The sequence below is a fragment of the Lysinibacillus sp. 2017 genome (assembly GCF_003073375.1).
Lineage (GTDB): Bacteria > Bacillota > Bacilli > Bacillales_A > Planococcaceae > Solibacillus.
In genome coordinates this window covers 3351265-3372197 of sequence record NZ_CP029002.1, presented here as the reverse complement: position 1 = coordinate 3372197, position 20933 = coordinate 3351265, and the positions used below count along the sequence as shown (strand labels likewise).

Below are 20933 nucleotides of genomic sequence, written 5' to 3'. Positions count from 1 at the left end.
ATTCTTTTAACATGAGTCCTCAAGTAAACTGCTTTCTTACGCATAGAGAGTAGTTTATTTGAGGTTTTTTTCATTAATTAAATTAGACAAAATGGAGAAAATGTTTAAAAGGAGCGAAATTCATGAATCCAAAGATTGGCGTTATTATGGGAAGTTCAAGTGATTGGGAAACGATGAAGCATGCTTGCGATATTTTAGATGAACTACAAGTACCTTATGAAAAGAAAGTGGTTTCTGCACATCGTACACCAGATTTGATGTTTGAATATGCAGAAGCTGCGCGTTCACGTGGCATTCAAGTAATCATTGCAGGTGCAGGTGGAGCTGCTCATTTACCAGGAATGGTTGCTGCAAAGACGACATTACCAGTAATCGGCGTTCCTGTTCAATCACGCGCATTAAATGGTCTTGATTCTTTGTTATCAATCGTACAAATGCCTGGTGGTGTTCCAGTAGCAACTGTGGCAATCGGTAAAGCAGGAGCGACAAACGCTGGTTTACTAGCAGCTCAAATTTTAGGTGCCTTTGAAACGGAGATTGCGGCAAAGCTTGATGCGCGTCGTGAGGCGACAAAACAACAAGTTTTGGAAAGCACAGGTGACCTAACGTGACGAAAATGATTTATCCTGGGCAAACAATTGGAATTATTGGTGGTGGGCAACTAGGTCGTATGATGGCCGTTGCTGCTAAAGAAGCGGGCTATAAAATTGCAGTGTTAGAGCCAACAATGGATTCACCTTGTGGACAAGTCGCAGATATACGTATTGTTGCACCTTATGACGATGAGGCGGCATTGGAAGAATTAGCAGAAGTAAGTGATGTTATAACTTATGAATTTGAAAATATAGATTATGAGGGCTTAAAACGTCTTACTCAAATCGCCTATGTCCCACAAGGCGCAGAACTTGTACGTATTACACAAAATCGTGTAACAGAAAAAGCAATGATTGTTGAAGCAGGTTGTCCAGTAGCGCCGTATATTGTGGCAGATACATATGAACAGCTTATAGAAGATGTGAAAGAAATTGGTTTCCCGTGCATCGTGAAAACGGCCCGTGGTGGATACGATGGTAAGGGTCAGCAATTACTAAAAGGCGAAGAGGACTTCTTACTGGCAAAAGGTTTATTTGAACATTCACAATGTATCGTAGAAGGTTTTGTTCCATTTACGAAAGAAATTTCAGTCATCGTTCAGCGTAATGGACATGGTGAAACATATTGCTTACCCGTGGGAGAGAATATTCATGTAAATCACATTTTACATGAAACGATTGTTCCTGCTCGTATCGAAAGTGCTACAGCAGCATTAGCAGAAGAGGCGGCAATGAAAGTTGCAGACCATTTACAGCTTATCGGCACGCTAGCAGTTGAAATGTTCGTTTTAGAAGATGATAGCATTGTTATAAACGAATGTGCACCACGACCACATAACTCGGGTCATTACTCGATTGAGGCGTGCAATATTTCACAGTTTACGCAGCATATTCGTGCAGTATGTGGGTGGCCATTACGTAAACCTAAGCTATGGGCGCCATCTATCATGGTCAATGTGCTTGGTCAGCATGTCGTATCACTAACAAATTCTATTTCTAAATATCCTGATTGGTCTGTTCACCTATATGGCAAATCAGAAGCAAAAGTAAATCGTAAAATGGGTCATGTCACAATGATGACCGACGATTTATCAACAACATTAAATCAAATAGAAAATTCTGGCATTTGGTCAGAGCAAAAGGAGCGCAAATAGATGATTGAACGCTATACTCGTCCTGAAATGGGTGCCATTTGGACAGAAGAAAATAAATACCGTGCTTGGCTTGAAGTAGAGATTTTAGCTTGTGAAGCATGGGCTGAAATTGGTGAAATTCCAAAAGAAGATGTCGCTAAATTACGCGCGAATGCAGATTTTGATATTAATCGTATTTATGAAATTGAAAAAGAAACACGTCATGACGTGGTAGCATTCACACGTGCAGTGTCAGAAACACCAGCACTTGGTGAAGAACGTAAATGGGTACATTATGGCTTAACTTCAACAGACGTTGTTGATACAGCCCTTTCTTACTTAATCAAGCAAGCGAATGATATTTTACGCAAAGACTTAACGAAGTTTTTAGCGATCATTGCAGAAAGAGCTAAAGAGCACAAAAATACAGTTTGTATGGGGCGTACGCATGGTGTTCATGCAGAACCAACAACATTTGGTTTAAAGCTTGCATTATGGCACGAAGAAATGAAGCGTAACATTGAACGTTTCGAAGCCGCTGCAACAGTAATTGAAACAGGTAAAATGAGTGGTGCTGTTGGTACGTATGCCAATATCGATCCACGTGTAGAAGCTTATGTATGTGAACACCTTGGTTTAGCTGCTGCACCGATTTCAACACAAACATTGCAACGTGACCGTCATGCACAATACTTCTCAACGTTAGCATTAATCGCAACTTCTATTGAAAAGTTTGCAACAGAAGTGCGAGGCTTACAAAAGTCAGAAACGCGTGAAGTAGAAGAAGGCTTTGCAAAAGGTCAAAAAGGTTCATCTGCAATGCCGCATAAACGTAATCCAATTGGCTCTGAAAATATGGTAGGTATGGCAAGACTCATGCGCGGCTATATGTTAACCGCTTATGAAAACGTGGCATTATGGCATGAACGTGATATTTCACATTCATCAGCAGAACGCGTTATTATTCCTGATGCAACGATTACTCTGAATTACATGTTAAATCGTTTCGGTCGAATTATTGAAAACTTATCTGTATTCCCTGAAAATATGAAACGCAATATGGAGCGTACTTTTGGACTTATTTATTCGCAACGCATCCTACTTGCCCTTATTGATAAAGGGCTAGTTCGTGAAGAGGCATACGATACGGTTCAACCATTAACAGCACGTTCATGGGATGAGCAAATTCAGTTCCGTCCTTTAGTAGAAGCAAGTGAAAAAATTACTTCTTACCTTTCACCAGAAGAAATTAACGATTGCTTCGATTACAATTACCATCTTCAAAACGTCGATTTCATCTTTGAACGTTTAGGCCTTAACTAATCAACAAAGTCCATAGGGTTTCTCACCCTATGGACGATTAACTACTAACTTTTTGGAGGAGTACGTCATGAACAAAGGTCAACTTTTGTATGAGGGAAAAGCGAAACGACTCTATCAAACAGAGGATGCAGAAATTCTGTTTGTAGAATATAAAGACAGTGCAACAGCATTTAACGGAGAGAAAAAAGCCGAAATTGCTGGTAAAGGAAATTTAAATAACCAAATTACGACGTTAATTTTCGAAAGATTGCAAGCAAACGGAATTGCGTCACATTTCGTGAAACGCCTTTCTGATAATGAGCAGCTTGTACGAAAAGTTGACATTATACCAATCGAAGTTGTAACACGTAATATCGCTGCAGGAAGCCTGGCAAAACGCTTAGGCTTAGAAGAAGGTACACCACTTAAACGCACAATCGTTGAATTTTATTATAAAGACGATGCGCTAGGTGACCCAATGATTACTACTGAGCATATTGATGTGTTAGATATCGCCACAGCTAAAGAAGTACAAGATTTGTATGACTTGGCATTACAGGTAAATGAAGTGCTACGTCCAATCTTTGCTGAAGTTGGCGTAACGCTAGTTGATTTTAAATTGGAATTTGGTCGTGACAATGAAGGAAATGTGCTCCTTGCAGATGAAATTTCCCCTGATACTTGTCGTCTATGGGACGCTAAGACAAACCAAAAGCTTGATAAAGATGTATTCCGCCGTGATCTAGGCAATTTAACTGAAGTGTACGAAATTATTTTACACAAACTTGGAGGCAAATAAGTCATGAAGAAAGTTAAAATTTACGTAACATTAAAAGAGAGTATTTTAGATCCACAAGGTTCAGCAGTACAAGGTTCATTACAGAAAATCGGTTATGGTGAAGTAGCAGACGTACGTATCGGTAAATATTTAGAAGTAGAAATCGCTGATACAGAGCGTGATGTTGAGACAATCGTGAAAGAAATGTGTGAAAAAGTATTAACGAACACGGTGATTGAAAAGTACCGTTACGAAATCGAGGAGGCTTAATCCATGAAATTTGCAGTACTCGTTTTCCCAGGGTCTAACTGTGATGTCGACATGTATCATGCCATCAAAGACGAACTTGGTGAAGAAGTAGAATACGTTTGGCACACAGAGGATAGCTTAGAAGGTTTTGACGGCGCATTAGTACCAGGTGGTTTCTCTTATGGTGACTACTTACGCTGTGGTGCAATGGCCAACCAATCAAATATTATGACGGCTTTAAAAGAGTTTGCTGCTACAGGCAAACCCGTGTTAGGTGTTTGTAACGGGTTCCAAATTTTAACCGAAGCAGGTTTACTTCCAGGAGCGCTTCTGCGTAATAAAAACTTAAAATTTATGTGTCGTACAGTTCAGTTAAAAGTTGAAAACAATAACACATTATTTACAAACCAGTACGAAGCTGGCCAAGTAATTAATATTCCAATTGCTCATGGTGAAGGAAATTACTACTGTGATGAGGAGACACTTACAATATTAAAGGCGAATAATCAAATCGCATTTACATATGAAGGTGAAAATCCGAACGGTTCTTTAGAAGATATTGCTGGTATTACAAATGAGCAAGGAAATGTCCTAGGGATGATGCCTCACCCAGAGCGTGCAGCTAACGAAATCGTTGGTGGTGCAGACGGTCTTAAACTATTTAAATCAATCGTTAAGCAGTGGAGGGAACAACATGTCAACAACTAAATTTGAGCCATCACCAGAGCAGATTAAAGAAAAACGTCTTTATGCAGATATGGGGATGTCAGATGCAGAGTTTGATTTAGCTATTGAGAAGTTAGGTCGTATTCCAAACTGGACAGAAACAGGTCTATTTTCGGTCATGTGGTCAGAACACTGCTCTTATAAAAAATCAAAACCGGTATTGCGTAAATTCCCAACAAAAGGCCCTCAAGTACTACAAGGTCCTGGTGAAGGTGCGGGTATCGTTGACATTGGTGATGAGCAAGCGGTTGTATTCAAAATGGAATCACATAACCACCCTTCAGCAATTGAGCCTTATCAAGGGGCAGCAACTGGTGTTGGTGGTATTATCCGCGACGTATTCTCAATGGGGGCACGTCCAATTGCGATGTTAAATTCACTACGTTTTGGTGAGTTAAAATCAGCGCGCGGCAAATACTTATTCGAAGAAGTTGTAGCAGGTATTGCAGGTTACGGAAACTGTATCGGGATTCCAACGGTAGGTGGCGAAATTCAGTTTGATCCTTGCTACGAAGGAAATCCACTTGTAAATGCGATGTGTGTTGGTTTAATCGACCATAAAGACATTCAAAAAGGAATTGCTGCTGGTGTAGGAAACACAGTGATGTACGTTGGTGCAAAGACAGGTCGTGACGGCATTCACGGTGCGACATTCTCATCTGAAGAATTATCAGAAGATACGGAAGAATCACGCTCTGCCGTACAAGTTGGGGACCCATTCATGGAAAAACTTCTTCTTGAAGCTTGCTTAGAAGTAGTGAAATCCGATGCACTTGTTGGGATTCAAGACATGGGCGCGGCTGGTCTTACTTCATCTTCAGCAGAAATGGCTTCAAAAGCTGGTACTGGTGTTGAGATGAACTTAGATTTAATTCCACAGCGTGAAACGAATATGTCCGCTTATGAAATGATGTTATCTGAATCACAAGAGCGCATGCTAATCGTTGTGAAAGCAGGTCGTGAAGATGAGATTAAAGCCATCTTCGAAAAATATGACTTAGATGCAGTTGCAGTAGGCCACGTGACAGACGACAAAATGCTACGTCTTATCCACAACGGTGAAGTCGTAGCCGAAATTCTTGCGGATGCACTTGCAGAAGATGCACCTGTTTACAATATGCCAGATGCTGAACCAGCTTACTTTGCTACGTTCCAAGCAATGGAAAATGTAGAGCCAGTTATTGAAGATTATAAAGAAACATTAACTTCACTTTTAAAAGCGCCAACAATTGCTTCAAAAGAGTGGGTTTACGATCAATATGATTATCAAGTGCGTACAAATACAGTTGTCGCACCAGGCTCTGACGCGGCGGTACTTCGTGTACGTGGTACAAATAAAGGATTAGCGATGACAACAGATTGTAACTCTCGCTACATCTACTTAGATCCAACAACGGGTGGTAAAATCGCTGTGGCTGAAGCAGCTCGTAACATCGTATGTTCGGGTGGACAACCACTTGCCATTACAGACTGCTTAAACTTCGGGAATCCAGAAAAACCAGAAATCTTCTGGCAAATTCAAAAATCAGCGGATGGTATTTCTGAAGCTTGCCTTGCACTTGATGCACCAGTAATCGGTGGTAACGTGTCAATGTATAACGAACGTTCTGGTGAAGCAGTTTACCCAACACCAACAATTGGTATGGTTGGTTTAGTAAAAGACTTAGCGCATGTAACAACGCAAGAAGTAAAAGCTGCAGGCGATGTTGTTTACTTAATCGGTGAGACGAAAACAGAATTCGGTGGCTCTGAATTACAAAAATTAATCGATGGTAAAATTTCAGGTCAAGCACCTTCAATTGATTTAACGGTTGAAGCGGCTCGTCAAAAGTCGATTTTGGAAGCAATTCAAGCAGGACTTGTACAATCTGCACATGATGTATCGGAAGGCGGCGTAGCAGTTGCCTTAGCTGAAAAAACGTTCTCAGCAAAAGGCCTAGGTATTGAAGCTACGATTGCAGGCTCAGCGGTAACGGCATTATTCGCTGAATCACAATCTCGCTTTATCTTAACCGTAAAAGTAGAAAACGAAGCTGCGTTTGAAAGCCTAGTAAAAGATGCACAAAAAATCGGTACAGTAACAGAAGACGCAAAACTAACAATTAACGGTGAAACTGGCGTACTTGTTGAAGGTACAGTGGAGGAATTCCATTCTGCTTGGAAAGGAGCTATCCCATGCTTGCTGAAATCAGAGGCTTAAATGAAGAATGTGGCGTATTTGGCATTTGGGGTAACCAAGATGCAGCCCACTTAAGTTATTACGGCTTACATGCGTTGCAACATCGCGGACAGGAGGGAGCTGGTATCGTCACAACAGACGGTACGGAGCTTCACGCTGTCCGAGGTGAAGGACTTGTAAATGACGTTTTTAATGAAGATAAATTACGGAAAGTAACAGGTCACGCTGCGATCGCCCATGTACGATACGCAACAGCGGGTGGTAAAGGGCTTGAAAATGTTCAACCACTTCTATTCCGTTCATCAACAGGTTCGTTAGCGATTGCGCATAACGGGAACTTAGTGAACGCGACTCATTTAAAACAATTTTTAGAGCGCTCTGGTAGCATTTTTAATTCAACATCGGATACAGAAGTTGTGATCCACTTAATTAAAAAATCTAAGCATTCACCATTCCGTTCAAAAGTAAAAGAAGCTCTCTCTTTATTAAAAGGTGCATTCTCGATCATCTTATTAACGAATGATCAAATGATTGTTGCTCGCGACCGTAATGGCTTACGTCCGTTATCACTTGGTAAAATGGGGGATGCCTATGTAGTGGCTTCTGAAACTTGTGCCTTTGATTTAATCGGTGCTGAGTATATTCGTGAAATAGAGCCAGGTGAACTATTAATCATTTCGAATAATGGTCTTGAAGTAGATAGCTACGTTGAAAAGGACAAACGTACGATGTGTGCAATGGAATACGTATACTTCGCACGTCCAGATTCAAATATCGACGGCATCAATATTCACATGGCCCGTAAACGCATGGGGAAAGAGCTTGCGCGTGAATGTGCACATATCGAAGCAGACGTTGTAACAGGTGTACCAGATTCATCGATTTCTGCAGCAATTGGCTTTTCTGAGGAAAGCGGGATTCCGTACGAACTAGGTTTAATTAAAAACCGTTATGTGGGTCGTACATTCATCCAGCCTACGCAAGAATTACGCGAACGCGGCGTAAAAATGAAGTTATCACCTGTTGTACAAGTCGTAAAGGGCAAGCGTGTTGTGATGGTGGATGACTCGATCGTGCGCGGTACAACATCTAAACGTATTGTTCGTATGTTAAAAGAAGCGGGTGCAGCAGAAGTACATGTGGTGATTTCTTCTCCACCAATGACAGATCCGTGCTATTACGGGATTGATACCTCAACACATGAAGAACTTATTGCATCGAGCCACAGTGTGGAAGATATACGAGTAGCAATTGAGGCGGATTCCTTAACCTTTTTATCAGTAGAAGGAATGGTACATGCAACAGACCGTCCGTTTGAAGATGAAAATGGTGGACTTTGTATGGCATGCTTCACAGGAAAATATCCAACAGAAATTTTCCCAGACACAGTATTACCACATGAAAAAGATTGTTAATCGGTTTATCTAGGGAGGAACAAGTACATTATGTCAAAAGCATATGAACAAGCGGGCGTTAATATTGAAGCAGGTTATGAAGCGGTAAAACGTATGAAATCACATGTTGAAAGAACGAATCGTTTAGGTGTGATGGGTACATTTGGTGGCTTTGGTGGCATGTTCGATTTGTCTGCACTGAACTTAAAGGAACCTGTTCTTATTTCAGGTACAGATGGTGTTGGGACGAAATTAAAACTAGCATTTATGGTAGATAAGCATGACACAATTGGTGTTGACTGTGTTGCTATGTGTGTGAATGATATCGTGGCACAAGGCGCAGAACCACTTTATTTCTTAGACTATGTGGCAGTTGGAAAAGCAGAACCTGCTAAAATCGAACAAATCGTAAAAGGTGTAGCAGATGGTTGTGTACAGTCTGGTGCTGCTTTAATCGGTGGAGAGACAGCGGAAATGCCGGGTCTTTATGAAGAAGACGAGTATGACTTAGCTGGTTTTGCAGTAGGTGCTTGTGAAAAAGCAGACATTATTACAGGTGAAAAAATTGTAGAAGGTGACGTACTTGTTGGTCTTGCTTCAAGTGGTGTTCACTCAAATGGCTATTCATTAGTGCGTAAAATCGTATTTGCAGATAACGATTATGCCGTAGATGCAGTGGTAGAAGGTTATGAAGATCTTGGTCCAATCGGTGAGGCACTTTTAGTTCCTACAAAGCTTTACGCAAAACCAGTGTTAGCGGCACTTAAAGCAGCAGACGTTCATGGTTGTGCACATGTAACGGGTGGCGGATTTTATGAAAACTTACCACGTATGATGCCAAAAGGCTTAGCAACTGAAATTGATATGGGTTCTTGGCCAGTGTTACGCGTATTTGATTTCTTAAAAGAAAAGGGTGCGCTTGCTGACAAAGATTTATATAACGTGTTTAACATGGGAATCGGTTTTGTAATGGCTGTACCTGCAAGTGAAGTGGACAAAGTTGTCGCTGCAGTAGAAGCTGAAGGTGAAAAAGCTTATACAATTGGTCGTGTTATTAAAGGTGAAGGTGTACTGTTCAATGGTGAGTATGACGGGAGTCTAGTGTAATGACGACTAAAATTGCCGTATTTGCTTCTGGTAGCGGAAGTAACTTTCAAGCGATTCAAGAAGCAATCGAGCGCGGTGAACTAAATGCGAGTATCGAGCTTGTTATAACAGACAAGCCGGGTGCTTACGTTGTGACGCGTGCTGGAAATTTCGGTATCGAAGTGTTAGAGTTAGCTCCGAAATCATTTGAAACAAAAGCCGCTTATGAAGCAAAAATCGTCGAAGCGTTACAAGAAAAACAAATTGAATGGGTTATTCTAGCAGGGTATATGCTCCTTATCGGTGATACGCTACTTTCTGCATATGAGAGCCGCATTATTAATATTCACCCATCTTTACTTCCTTCATTCCCAGGAAAAGACGCGATTGGTCAAGCGATTAATCATGGTGTTAAACTTACAGGCGTCACTGTTCACTATGTGGATGCAGGAATGGATACAGGAAAAATTATCGCGCAAGGAGCTGTTGATGTAGTCGATGGCGACCGCGAGAAAACAGAACAGCGTATACATATATTAGAGCATGCGCTATATACGAAAACATTACAGCAATTGTTTACAAAATAATTCGCATGAGCCGCTCTAAAGAGGGCATGGCTCACCGAAAAATGAACATAATTGGAGGACCTAATCGTGACGAAACGTGCACTTATTAGTGTTTCAGATAAAAATGGAATTTTAGAGTTTGCAAAAGAATTAGTAGCACTTGGCTATGAAGTACTTTCAACTGGTGGTACAAAAAAATTATTACAAGATAATAATGTACCGGTTACAGCGGTAGATGAAGTAACGAAGTTCCCAGAAATTTTAGATGGCCGTGTTAAAACATTAAACCCAATGATTCACGGGGGCCTACTTGGTAAATTCGATGAACCTTCTCACGTTGCACAAATGGAAGAGCACGGCATTGAGCCAATCGAAATCGTATGTGTGAACCTTTATCCATTCGTAGAAACAATTTCAAAACCAGATGTTTCTTGGGACGATGCGATTGAAAACATCGACATCGGTGGGCCAACAATGCTACGTTCAGCAGCTAAAAACCATGATTATGTAACAGTAATCGTGGATGCTAGTGACTACACTTCTGTACTAGATGAATTAAAAGCAGATGGTAAAACTACATTAGAAACACGTCGTCGTTTAGCAGCGAAAGTATTCCGCCATACAGCAGCATACGATTCATACATTTCCAATCACTTATCAAATGCAATCGGTGAAGAGTTCCCGGAAAACTTAACATTAACGTATGAATTAAAACAAACATTACGCTACGGTGAAAACCCTCACCAAAAAGCAGCGTTCTACGCAAAACGTTTAGGCTCTGACTTCTCAATCGCCTATGCGACGCAACTTCACGGTAAAGAATTATCGTACAACAATATTCAAGATGCGAACGCAGCACTTCAAATTGTAAAAGAATTCGAAATGCCAGCTGCCGTAGCAGTAAAACATATGAACCCATGTGGTGTTGGTACAGGCTTCTCGATTGAAGAAGCATTCGACAAAGCGTATGAGGCAGATTCAACTTCTATTTTTGGAGGCATTATCGCACTTAATATGGAAGTTGATGCATCGACTGCAACAAAATTAAGTGGGATTTTCTTGGAAATTATTATCGCACCTTCATTTACTGATGAAGCGCTAGAAATTTTAACGAAGAAAAAAAATATCCGCTTAATGACAATTGATTTCAAGCAAGCAAAACAAGATCAATTTAATGTGGTATCAGTTGAAGGTGGCTTACTTGTTCAAGAGCCAGACCGTTATAAATTTGGTAACGCAGACATTAAAGTCGTAACGGACCGCGAACCAACAAAAGAAGAGTGGGAAGCATTACAACTTGGATGGGCTGTTGTAAAGCACGTAAAATCAAATGCCATCGTTGTTACAGATAAGCAAATGACTTTAGGGGTTGGTGCTGGGCAAATGAACCGTGTCGGCGCGGCAAAAATTGCATTTGAGCAGGCAGGCGAGAAAGCTCATGGCGCTGCATTAGCTTCAGATGCATTCTTCCCAATGGGTGATACGGTAGAAGCAGCTGCTAAAGCGGGCATCAAAGCCATTATCCAACCAGGCGGCTCGATTAAAGACCAAGAATCAATCGACGCAGCAAATAAATACGGTATCGCCATGGTATTTACGGGTGTACGTCACTTCAAACATTAAGTTGTAGATATCACAGTCCTTTAGGTTAAAACAGTGGTTTTCTTCATGGAAAAACGTTATAATAGAATAAAGTTTCGCTAATGTTCTGGCCGGACGTTAGCAGAAGCGTTTGCAAATGCTTTATTTAGTTCTTCTTTCTGGCCGGAAGAGAAGTAAATAAAACAGAAGATAGACCTTGGCCGGGTCCTCTTCGTAAAAAACAATTGTTTAAAAGCATCAACTTTGGTCGGGGGATGCCACTTAGACAACCACATATTAATAGAAGGAAATACTGTACTACTTTTGGTCGGGTAGCATAGTGTAGCCCCTATTAATAAAAACGCTCGCCTATAATTGGCGGGCGTTTTTTTATACAGTTTTCACCCTTTAGCACGTTGATTTCCGTTATATAAATAATATGAATTTAAACTATTTTATTTTAAAGGAGACGCTAATGATGAATATTTTAGTAATCGGTAGTGGTGGTCGTGAGCATGCAATCGCCAAACAATTTAACAACGCTCCATCTATACAAAGGGTTTTTGTGGCACCAGGAAATGACGGGATGAAGCAAGACGCTGAAATCGTAGCAATTGACGCACTAGATTTCGCAAAGCTTGCTGAGTTTGCAAAAGAAAATGACATTGCCCTAACATTCGTAGGTCCTGAACAACCGCTCGCTGAAGGGATTGTGGATTATTTTAATGAGCAAGACTTAGTTATTTTCGGTCCAACAAAGGCCGCAGCACAAATCGAAGGCTCCAAATCGTATGCAAAAGAAATTATGAATAAATACGGCATTCCAACAGCTGCACATGAAACATTTACAGAGGCAGATAAGGCCGTTGCTTACATTAAAGAACAAGGTGCACCTATTGTTATTAAAGCGGATGGGTTAGCTGCTGGTAAAGGTGTCATCGTTGCCATGACGGAAGTTGAAGCGATTGAAGCGGTAGAAGATATGATCGGAAATCAACGTTTTGGTGATTCCTCTTCTCTCGTAGTCGTGGAAGAGTTCCTAGATGGTGAAGAATTCAGCTTTATGTCATTCGTACATAAAGGTCAGATTTATCCGATGGTGATTGCGCAAGATCATAAGCGTGCGTATGACGGAGATAAGGGGCCAAACACAGGGGGGATGGGTGCATATTCACCAGTGCCACAAATTTCTGAAGATGTTGTAAAAGTTGCTTACGACACAATTGTTGAATCAACTGTAAAAGCGATGGATGCTGAAGGTGTATCGTTTACAGGGATTTTATATGCAGGCGTAATCTTAACGGCAAAAGGTCCGAAAGTTATTGAATTTAACGCGCGTTTTGGCGACCCAGAAACACAAGTCGTGTTACCACGCATGGCCTCAGATTTTGGTGAATTTATGATGAGCTTAATGACAGAAAAGCCGTTTGATTTACAGTGGAAAAAAGAAGCTGTGCTAGGCGTTGTCGTTGCAGCAGAAGGTTATCCAGGTGATGTTGAAAAGGGCAATGCACTACCAGATCTAACAGACATTGAATTACCGGTATATCATGCGGGAACAAAATTTGTGGATGGTCAGTTTGTAGGTAATGGTGGCCGCGTCATTTTAGTTGCAGCAGAGGCTAGCACTTTAAAAGAAGCACAGCAAAAAGTGTATGCGGAATTAGCGAAAAAAGAGTGGTCGAATTTCTTCTTCCGTCAAGATATCGGCTGGAGAACATTCAAATAACTAACTAAATTTCGAAGAGGCGATACGCATAGGCGTGTCGTCTTTTTTTCAATAAACGTATCGTACTTTAATTTACTTATTATCAATTTCGTTAGTGAGTTGAATTAATTTATGCTCTAAATCATCTAAAATACGTAATTTTTCATCTAACTGATTTTCGAAATTTAGGGATTGAGAGAACATTTTTTGAATTTGATTATCTAAATGGGCTAGTATTTTGGGATTCAAACTAGAAAAGTCATCAATGGATGGAGCAGGTTTAAATTGGTGCTGTTCTTTTAGTTCATCAATTTCAATCATAAGTATATCTATTTTATTACTTTTATTTTTAACTTCCTTTAGTAGGTAGCCATTAATCTCAGTAGTTTCGAGGTTATTTTTTAATAACTCTTCTTTTATAGTAGACAAGTGCTGCTCAGTTGTTTGAATGAAATTACGTAAGGTATTGTCGATATTTTTGACAGACTGTATTAGATTTTTTTCGATTTTTTCAGACCAGTGTAATTTAGAGGCAGTCAATTCATGGTGGGCTTCTTTAATTGCTTTGGTTAACTTGCTATTTTCCTTTTGGAGGCCATTTTTACTCTTCACCAATGTTTCAATAGAAGCAACCTGCTTTATTCTCTGAGTTTCACGAAATTGAATATCCTCGTGGAGAGTATTCATTTCTTTTTCGAAGGATTTCTTCAATTTCATTAGTTCCAACGAAAGTTCTTTTTTCTGATTTGCTAATTGACTATTTTCATGTTCAAGACTATTTATTAGTGACTCATAATCATTTTTTTTGAGTGTAGAAATTTCATTTTGGTATTTTGCGATTTCTGATTTTAAAAATAGGATCATTTGTTGTAATTGAAATGTATCCTTGTTTTTAATGCTTTCATTCTCTATATGTATCCCTCCTATCACGTAACTTCTTTTAATAAATTGATAATAGCTTTAAATTCCTTTTCGGTATCATTGATTACTTGGGTAAGTTGCTCTATGGCCTTTAATTCAAGCTCTTCATTAACTATGGGGGGGATTTCACTTTTTGTACCTGAAAATAGATAGTCTAATAATAAATTCAACGAGCTCTTTTCTAAAAAGATAAAGCTATTATTATTTTCTTCTTGAGGGTTTTCTTTTACATTGGAAAAATGTCCTTTTGCAAATTGTCTAAGGATCTTTTCTATTGGTAATGCTTCCTCTTCTTCAAAGGGTTTCATAGCTATACCTCCTGTTCAAGATTGATGACACTCAGATTAATAGGATTGATGATAGCAATCCCATCTTGTAATTGATCACAATAGGTAAACCCAGTAATACTGCCCGCGTAAGAATCTTTTGGTGACCATCTGATTTGAAAATTTGAAAATGAAATAGTTTCATTCGGTTCAATCGACGTTTTACCTATTGGTTTAAGCCAAAACTCATTTTTAATTTTAGTATCCATTATGCGCATCCACTCGTTAGGACCTGTTGATTTCGGTTTGAAATGTTCATGAACATATCTTCCTGAAAAATTAAATAGAGAATCTTCGGGTAGCTTAATGCAAATATAGGGGTTTATTATTGGCTCGCTACCAATATTGTAAACATGATAAGAGCCTAGGCATAAGCTCTCTTGTTCTAGGTTATGGGAGATATTAAAAGTTGAGGTGAAATAGCTAATTACGTTTGTAGTTTTGGGGATATGTAGCTTTTCTATGAGTTCTTTGATTTCGTGGATATAGGATTTGGTTTGCTTTTGAAGCGTATTAATTTTTGCTTCCAGATGATTTTGGCCCGTTGACAATCGTATTGCCTCCTTCAATGAAATTATTACATGATAATGTAAATCCAGATTTATGTAAGCAAAATAAAGAAAGGGAAATTCCCTTTCCTTATTTTATGTCCTTTAAGTTAGGGTTAGCACAGAATTGCTACGGAAAAACGACAGAACAATTATTAGGTCGACTTGCTGGTGGGCAAGTAATTGGTAAATCTGCTCTTGGTTCACAGTAATCTGCTAAAAATTCGACAGTAACTGGGAATGTAGACTGAATACTTTGGCAAACTGCTACAGAAAGCGATAAATTCCCGAATGTGACTGTGTTGTTAAGATTATTTGTTATTGTACCTGACGAGCATACGAAACAATCAAGATCTGTGTACGTAACATCTACATTTGTTCCCTTTGGTGCACACATTACGACATGTTCGCAGCGTGAAATTGCAATCGGGTTACTGTTATAAACCGCTCCAGTTGGTAATGTGATACAAATTGTCACGTTGAAGTTCTTTTGAATCGTGAGTTGTTGTAAACATACCGATGTTCCATCAACCGTAAAAGTACGATTTTCACGATTCATAATAACAACAGGATTATCTACAGCTGGAACTACCTGACATGTAACGGTTGCTCCTGTAAAATCTGTAACTTCTGGCGGTAAACTTGGAAAAGTAATTGGATTAGTTGTAGAAAATTCAAACGACATATCCTTTACAACCCAATCGTATACCTTTTCAACATTGATACAAATTAGCTCTTGTACCTGAGATGGTGTATGTTCTTGCATGTTATTGACACCTCCATATAATTTTATCTTTCGTTTGTATAGTATGATGTTCGAACACAAGTGCATAGGCTAAGAGATAGTTTTGTTGAGGGATTTGTACAACTTAGTCAACATAAGAAAAATGATAGTTGGAGGCCGATTCTAGCGGATTTATGAATGAATATTGCCACTAATCGCGGGGTGTAACAGAAAGCAGCCATCTTCAATAAAATAAGGATGTGACTGAAAGGAGTGAATTGTAATGGAAGATTCTACATCTAATACGCTTCAAGAAATCGAAAAGTTAAAAAACAAAATTTCGGCATATAGAGATACATTAATGACCTTAAAAATGGGGACTTCTTTGGAAGATTATCTGATTATGCAGAATGAATTTGATGTATTGAAATCGCAAATATCCTATATAGAAGGTCTAACCCATACGATGGATGAAAAACAAAATACACAAAATGAAGTATATGAGGAACAAATGAAACAATTTTCTCTTCAAATAGCCGCACTTAATAAAACCGTCGAGGATATGAATCAAGAGATTTTGTCGATATCAAATAAATTAGCTATTAATAAAAGTGTAGAAATTGCAGGGAAAAATATTTCTGCTATACGCGAAGAGATCCAGGCCAATAAATCTAACAGTAAATTGCCACGCGTTAATGACGAAATACTTGTTAATAATCAAGCGTCTACAGTCTCTAATCAGCCATCGTATATGCAGTTGCGAAATTTAACTAGGCAAGTTTTTCAACCACAAAAAAACATAGAAAACTTAGATCCTATTGAACATACTGAATATAAAGGAACTAATAAAGATCGCTATTTTCAATCCATAAATACACATCCAAAGCATATATACAATGGTTTATATAAAAATGTGTTAGGAAAAACGCCTCTTCGCTTTAAAAATACTGATGAAAATCAAGATATCTCAACAAATAACTCTGAAAAAGGAATTATATCTCCTACTATTGATCGTGCACCCGGAAATGTAAATACCCCTTCCCTTAATCCTATTGAACCTCAAAATCAAAGCCTTGATGAGTCTAATGTGCAGGAAGCAAGTTACCATGATTCTGCAATAGAAGTGCAAACTCAAAGTCAACCTGCTGTGATGCCCATAGAAAAGATAAACACAGAGATTGAAGATGCCGAAAGCAAAAAACAGAAGAATTCCTTATTTTTCAACTTTTTCCGTAAATGATAAATAGTCTATTACCTAGATTATTAATCACCCGTATAACTTTATATATATTCTTCTAAAATCATCCTGACAATGAGGGTGATTTTATTTTTATACGAGTTGATTGCCCTTCAATTCTATTTTTAAGTGAATAGAATACGAAAGAAGGGAGGTGAAAAAGTATGTGTAATTGTATGAATAGAGGATGCAGTGGTTGTTCTGGTCATGTGCGCTGTGGGAATCCATGTTTTTCATTAGGTCCATTTAGAGCAGGTAATTCTGTATGTCCTCCTATTAATACGGGTTCCATTATTCCATTTTCTTCAGGTACTTCAGTAGTCACGCTTACAACAGGTGCTACTGGCGCCATTGCCACTGTAACTGCCATCGGTTTTGGTACAGCTGTACCTGGTATTACACCTGCTGCAGATGGTACAATCACTTTACCAGCTTTACCAGCTGTAACAACAGAAGCTTTCAATGTTCCACGCGCAGGAACTATCACAGCAATTTCGGCAACATTTACAGAAACAACTGAGGTAACATTAGCACCTGCTGGTAGTACAGCTACAATCACTGCCCGAATTTACCGTGCTCCTGCTGGAAGTAGTGTATTTACTCCAACAAATGCATTTGTAAATTTAACACCAACCGTTACAGGCACTGTAGTGGCAGGTACGACTTATCAAGGCACGACAAGTGCAAACGTCCCAGTGTTAGCTGGCGATCGTTTACTCATGGTATTCTCTGTTGCAGGAACAGCAGCAGCTTTAACGCTTACAGGTTCTGCAACTGCAGGTATTACAATTTCTTAAATCTTAAAATCAAAGTGGTAACGGAATTTTTCTTTACCATTTTTTATGTTTACTACATGTATAACAATTTGGTGATGAAAGGCTATTCTGCAGGGCAAATTTGCAGAGTAGTCTTTTTGTAATTTTTTCCTTTAATACTTTGCTTTATTAAAGTGCTATGTTACGATGAAAATATGTTCGGAAATATCTGATATTATATAAATTTAATAAAAATTGTGTGAATATGATAAATCATACAATTCAATTTGAAGGGAGCGGTTTTTTAAAATGCCAGAAATTAAATGGAAGATTAATAATATTCGTGAGCAAGTAAGTATAATTGATGGACATGCAGCTCCTGATATGGTGCTACAAAATGCAAAATACTTACACAGTATATTGAAACAATGGGTGACAGGGAACATTTGGATCTCAGGTGAACGGATCGTGTATGCTGGAAAAGAAATGCCTCTTAATATAGAAGGAACTGAAGTAGTGGACCTTGTCGGAAAAACAGTTGTCCCAGGTTATATCGAGCCGCATGTGCATCCATTTCAGTTGTATAATCCCCACAGTTTTGCCGAGTTTAGCGCACAATCGGGTACGACGACGTTTATCTCAGATAATATGACGTTTGTTTCATTATTTGAAAATAAGAAAGCGTTTACTTTCCTAGATGAGTTAAGTGAGTTACCATTCTCGTTCTATTGGTGGGCACGCTTCGATTCGCAAACAGAACTTGAAAATGAAGGAGAACTCTATTCAAATGCATCTGTTCTGGAATGGTTAGATCGCCAAGACGTTTTGCTCGGTGGCGAATTAACAGGCTGGCCGAGATTAATGCGCGGTGATGATCAAATGTTGTACTGGATTCAAGCGGCAAAACATAAAGGAAAGAAAATAGAAGCACATTTACCTGGTGCCTCTGAAAAAACATTAACGAAGATGCGTCTTTTCGGTGCAGATGGAGACCATGAATCGATGACAATTGAAGATATTGAAATGCGTTTATTGCATGGCTATGCAGTAACACTACGCTATTCTTCGATTCGTCCAGATTTACCACAGCTGTTAAAAGATGTCGTAGATAAGGGCTATCCAATTTTTGATCACCTTATGATGACAACAGATGGTTCAACACCAAGTTTCCATGAAGACGGGGTTATAGATAAATGTATTCGAGCGGCACTAGAATCAGGTGTGAGTCCAATTGATGCTTATAATATGGCGTCATACAACGTAGCACGTTATTACAATATGACGAATTTACATGGACTAATTGCGACTGGACGTTATGCAAATATTAATATTTTAACAGACGAATATTCACCAACACCTGAAGCAGTATTATCAAAAGGCGTTTGGTTAAAGCGGAACAATGAAGACCAAAAGGCACTACCAGCTGTTGATTTTTCGGTGTTTGGCCAATTAAATATTGACTATGACTTATATGAATCCGATTTCCAATTTTCTATGCCAATCGGAATTGAAATGGTTAATGACGTGATTACAAAACCATATAGCGTGAAAAATTTTGGGCATAATAATGTGTTATTAACTGATAACGATGAAAGCTACTTAATGCTTGTTGATCGTAACGGAAAATGGCGTATTAATACGATGATTAAAGGTTTTTCATCAAAAGTAAAAGGCTTTGCTTCTTCGTATTCGAATACAGGCGACATTATTTTAATTGGGAAAACGATGAAGGATATGAAGCATGCTTTTGAAGAACTAAAGAAAATGAATGGCGGAATTATACTTGTAGAAGATGGGCAAGTCGTTTCATCGATTCCATTAACAATAGCAGGATCACTTTATGATGGTACGGTAGATGAGTTAATCCCACTTGAAGTGGCGTTAAAGGCTGCCTTGAAAGAACGTGGTTATCATCATACGGATGCGATTTATACATTATTATTTTTACAATCTACACATTTACCATATATTCGTATTACGACAAGAGGTATCTTTGACGTTATGAAAAACACAGTAATGTTACCAGCTGTAATGCGGTAGTCCAAAAACAAAGGGGAGACATCTTGATGAAACGAAAGCTATTTATTTCAGCGATTTTAAGTGCAGCCATCGTTGCAGGTTGCTCGGATAAGGAACAAGTAGAAGAACCAGTTGTTGATGTGGAGGAAGGACAAGGGGAAGAAAATATCATCGTAGCAGAAGCAGGGGAATTACCGTTTGTTGCACCATTTACAGGAGAGCATATAGCAGAAGAGGTGACGATGCGCCCTGTTTTAGTTACGATTAATAACCATCCACAAGCTCGTCCACAATCAGGACTTGCAGGGGCAGATGTTGTATATGAAATGCTTGCAGAAGGTGACGTGACAAGGTTTTTGGCCTTGTACCAATCTGAGCTACCAGAAACGATTGGACCAATCCGTAGTGCACGAGATTATTTTATCGATATTGCAAAAGGATTAGATGCATTTTACATCGCGCATGGCTATAGCCCAGAAGCAAAATCGATGCTTGATAAAAAAGTTGTGGATCATATGAACGGTATGCAATATGATGGCACGTATTTCAAGCGTTCTTCAGAGCGAAAAGCCCCACATAATTCGTATACGACAGGTGAAAATGTGCTAGCGGGTGCAGAAAAAGTGGGAACTTCATTACTTTATCAGAAAAAAGTGTCGTACCCATTTTATGATGACGCAGATAGTGTTAAAATAGGGATACAAGCTAATGAAGTAGCGATCACGTATAGTAATAGTGGTTCATACAATAGTCACTATGTTTACGATGCACAAACGAATCGCTATACTAGATTTTCAGCAAATGTACAAACAGAGGATTATGTAACGAAGCAGCCAATCGAATTAGCCAATATTTTATTTTTTGAAATGCCACACCGTATAATTGATAGTGAAGGTCGACGTGATATTACGATTACAGGTGGCGGAAATGCATATGTTTTCCAAGCGGGAACGATGCGTGAAGTCAAATGGAAGAATGCAGATGGGTTGTTAATAGCTGTGGAAGAAGATGGATCAGAAGTGAAGTTAGTACCAGGAAAAACATGGATTCATTTTGTTCCGACATCACCAGGATTAGCATCGTCTGTTACATATTTAGAATAGAGAGG

The 20933-nt window shown here is 39.1% G+C and carries 20 protein-coding genes; 16 read left to right on the top strand and 4 right to left on the bottom strand.

Annotated elements, in window-relative coordinates:
- Positions 1-122 precede the first annotated feature (122 nt).
- The 12 genes from purE (at position 123) to purD (ending at position 13316) form a co-directional block, all read left to right on the top strand.
- On the top strand, positions 123-611 hold the full coding sequence (purE, locus tag DCE79_RS16510) for a 5-(carboxyamino)imidazole ribonucleotide mutase (RefSeq protein ID WP_108714061.1): 489 nt from the start codon (positions 123-125) through the stop codon (positions 609-611).
- Positions 608-1747 (top strand): 5-(carboxyamino)imidazole ribonucleotide synthase, encoded by a 1140-nt coding sequence (gene purK, locus DCE79_RS16505; protein ID WP_108714060.1) that lies wholly within the window; start codon positions 608-610, stop codon positions 1745-1747. Before purE ends, purK begins: the two co-directional genes overlap by 4 nt.
- A complete protein-coding gene (purB, locus tag DCE79_RS16500; protein ID WP_108714059.1) occupies positions 1748-3049 on the top strand; it encodes an adenylosuccinate lyase in 1302 nt (433 codons plus the stop codon). It abuts the gene before it with no gap.
- A gap of 67 nt (positions 3050-3116) precedes the next feature.
- Positions 3117-3827, top strand: coding sequence for a phosphoribosylaminoimidazolesuccinocarboxamide synthase (gene purC / locus DCE79_RS16495; protein WP_108714058.1), 711 nt, complete (start codon positions 3117-3119; stop codon positions 3825-3827).
- Between the two features lie 3 nt (positions 3828-3830).
- On the top strand, positions 3831-4076 hold the full coding sequence (gene purS, locus DCE79_RS16490) for a phosphoribosylformylglycinamidine synthase subunit PurS (RefSeq protein ID WP_108714057.1): 246 nt from the start codon (positions 3831-3833) through the stop codon (positions 4074-4076).
- Between the two features lie 3 nt (positions 4077-4079).
- A complete protein-coding gene (purQ, locus tag DCE79_RS16485; RefSeq protein ID WP_108714056.1) occupies positions 4080-4763 on the top strand; it encodes a phosphoribosylformylglycinamidine synthase subunit PurQ in 684 nt (227 codons plus the stop codon).
- Entirely contained in the window at positions 4750-6981 is a 2232-nt protein-coding gene (gene purL, locus DCE79_RS16480) for a phosphoribosylformylglycinamidine synthase subunit PurL (RefSeq protein WP_108714055.1), read from the top strand. Before purQ ends, purL begins: the two co-directional genes overlap by 14 nt.
- A complete protein-coding gene (purF, locus tag DCE79_RS16475; protein WP_108714054.1) occupies positions 6957-8375 on the top strand; it encodes an amidophosphoribosyltransferase in 1419 nt (472 codons plus the stop codon). Before purL ends, purF begins: the two co-directional genes overlap by 25 nt.
- Positions 8376-8405: 30 nt before the next feature.
- Positions 8406-9461, top strand: coding sequence for a phosphoribosylformylglycinamidine cyclo-ligase (gene purM / locus DCE79_RS16470; RefSeq protein WP_108714053.1), 1056 nt, complete (start codon positions 8406-8408; stop codon positions 9459-9461).
- Positions 9461-10027, top strand: a complete 567-nt coding sequence (gene purN, locus DCE79_RS16465; protein WP_108714052.1) for a phosphoribosylglycinamide formyltransferase — start codon at positions 9461-9463, stop codon at positions 10025-10027. Before purM ends, purN begins: the two co-directional genes overlap by 1 nt.
- Before the next feature lie 66 nt (positions 10028-10093).
- Entirely contained in the window at positions 10094-11629 is a 1536-nt protein-coding gene (purH, locus tag DCE79_RS16460) for a bifunctional phosphoribosylaminoimidazolecarboxamide formyltransferase/IMP cyclohydrolase (protein WP_108714051.1), read from the top strand.
- 436 nt (positions 11630-12065) lie between these two features.
- A complete protein-coding gene (gene purD / locus DCE79_RS16455) occupies positions 12066-13316 on the top strand; it encodes a phosphoribosylamine--glycine ligase (protein WP_108714050.1) in 1251 nt (416 codons plus the stop codon).
- Positions 13317-13388: 72 nt separating this feature from the next.
- On the opposite strand, the gene DCE79_RS16450 is transcribed toward purD, so the two are convergent.
- The 4 genes from DCE79_RS16450 to DCE79_RS16435 form a co-directional block, all read right to left on the bottom strand.
- Complete coding sequence (locus tag DCE79_RS16450; RefSeq protein WP_108714049.1) at positions 13389-14225, bottom strand: multidrug ABC transporter ATPase; 837 nt, start codon at positions 14223-14225, stop codon at positions 13389-13391.
- Complete coding sequence (locus DCE79_RS16445; protein ID WP_108714048.1) at positions 14222-14524, bottom strand: hypothetical protein; 303 nt, start codon at positions 14522-14524, stop codon at positions 14222-14224. Before DCE79_RS16445 ends, DCE79_RS16450 begins: the two co-directional genes overlap by 4 nt.
- Positions 14525-14526: 2 nt before the next feature.
- Entirely contained in the window at positions 14527-15093 is a 567-nt protein-coding gene (locus tag DCE79_RS16440; RefSeq protein ID WP_108714047.1) for a hypothetical protein, read from the bottom strand.
- 127 nt (positions 15094-15220) lie between these two features.
- Entirely contained in the window at positions 15221-15856 is a 636-nt protein-coding gene (locus DCE79_RS16435) for a BMQ_0737 family morphogenetic spore coat protein (RefSeq protein WP_108714046.1), read from the bottom strand.
- A gap of 241 nt (positions 15857-16097) precedes the next feature.
- On the opposite strand from DCE79_RS16435, the gene DCE79_RS16430 reads away from it, so the two are divergent.
- The 4 genes from DCE79_RS16430 (at position 16098) to DCE79_RS16415 (ending at position 20928) form a co-directional block, all read left to right on the top strand.
- Positions 16098-17054 carry a hypothetical protein gene (locus tag DCE79_RS16430; RefSeq protein ID WP_108714045.1) on the top strand — a complete coding sequence of 319 codons (957 nt, stop codon included), beginning with the start codon at positions 16098-16100 and terminating at the stop codon, positions 17052-17054.
- 173 nt (positions 17055-17227) lie between these two features.
- Complete coding sequence (locus DCE79_RS16425; protein ID WP_108714524.1) at positions 17228-17848, top strand: exosporium glycoprotein BclB-related protein; 621 nt, start codon at positions 17228-17230, stop codon at positions 17846-17848.
- 267 nt (positions 17849-18115) lie between these two features.
- The gene (locus DCE79_RS16420) at positions 18116-19846 is read left to right on the top strand and encodes an adenine deaminase C-terminal domain-containing protein (RefSeq protein ID WP_108714044.1); all 1731 of its coding nucleotides are present in this window, start codon (positions 18116-18118) and stop codon (positions 19844-19846) included.
- 26 nt (positions 19847-19872) lie between these two features.
- Entirely contained in the window at positions 19873-20928 is a 1056-nt protein-coding gene (locus DCE79_RS16415; RefSeq protein ID WP_108714043.1) for a DUF3048 domain-containing protein, read from the top strand.
- The last annotated feature ends 5 nt before the right edge of the window (positions 20929-20933 follow it).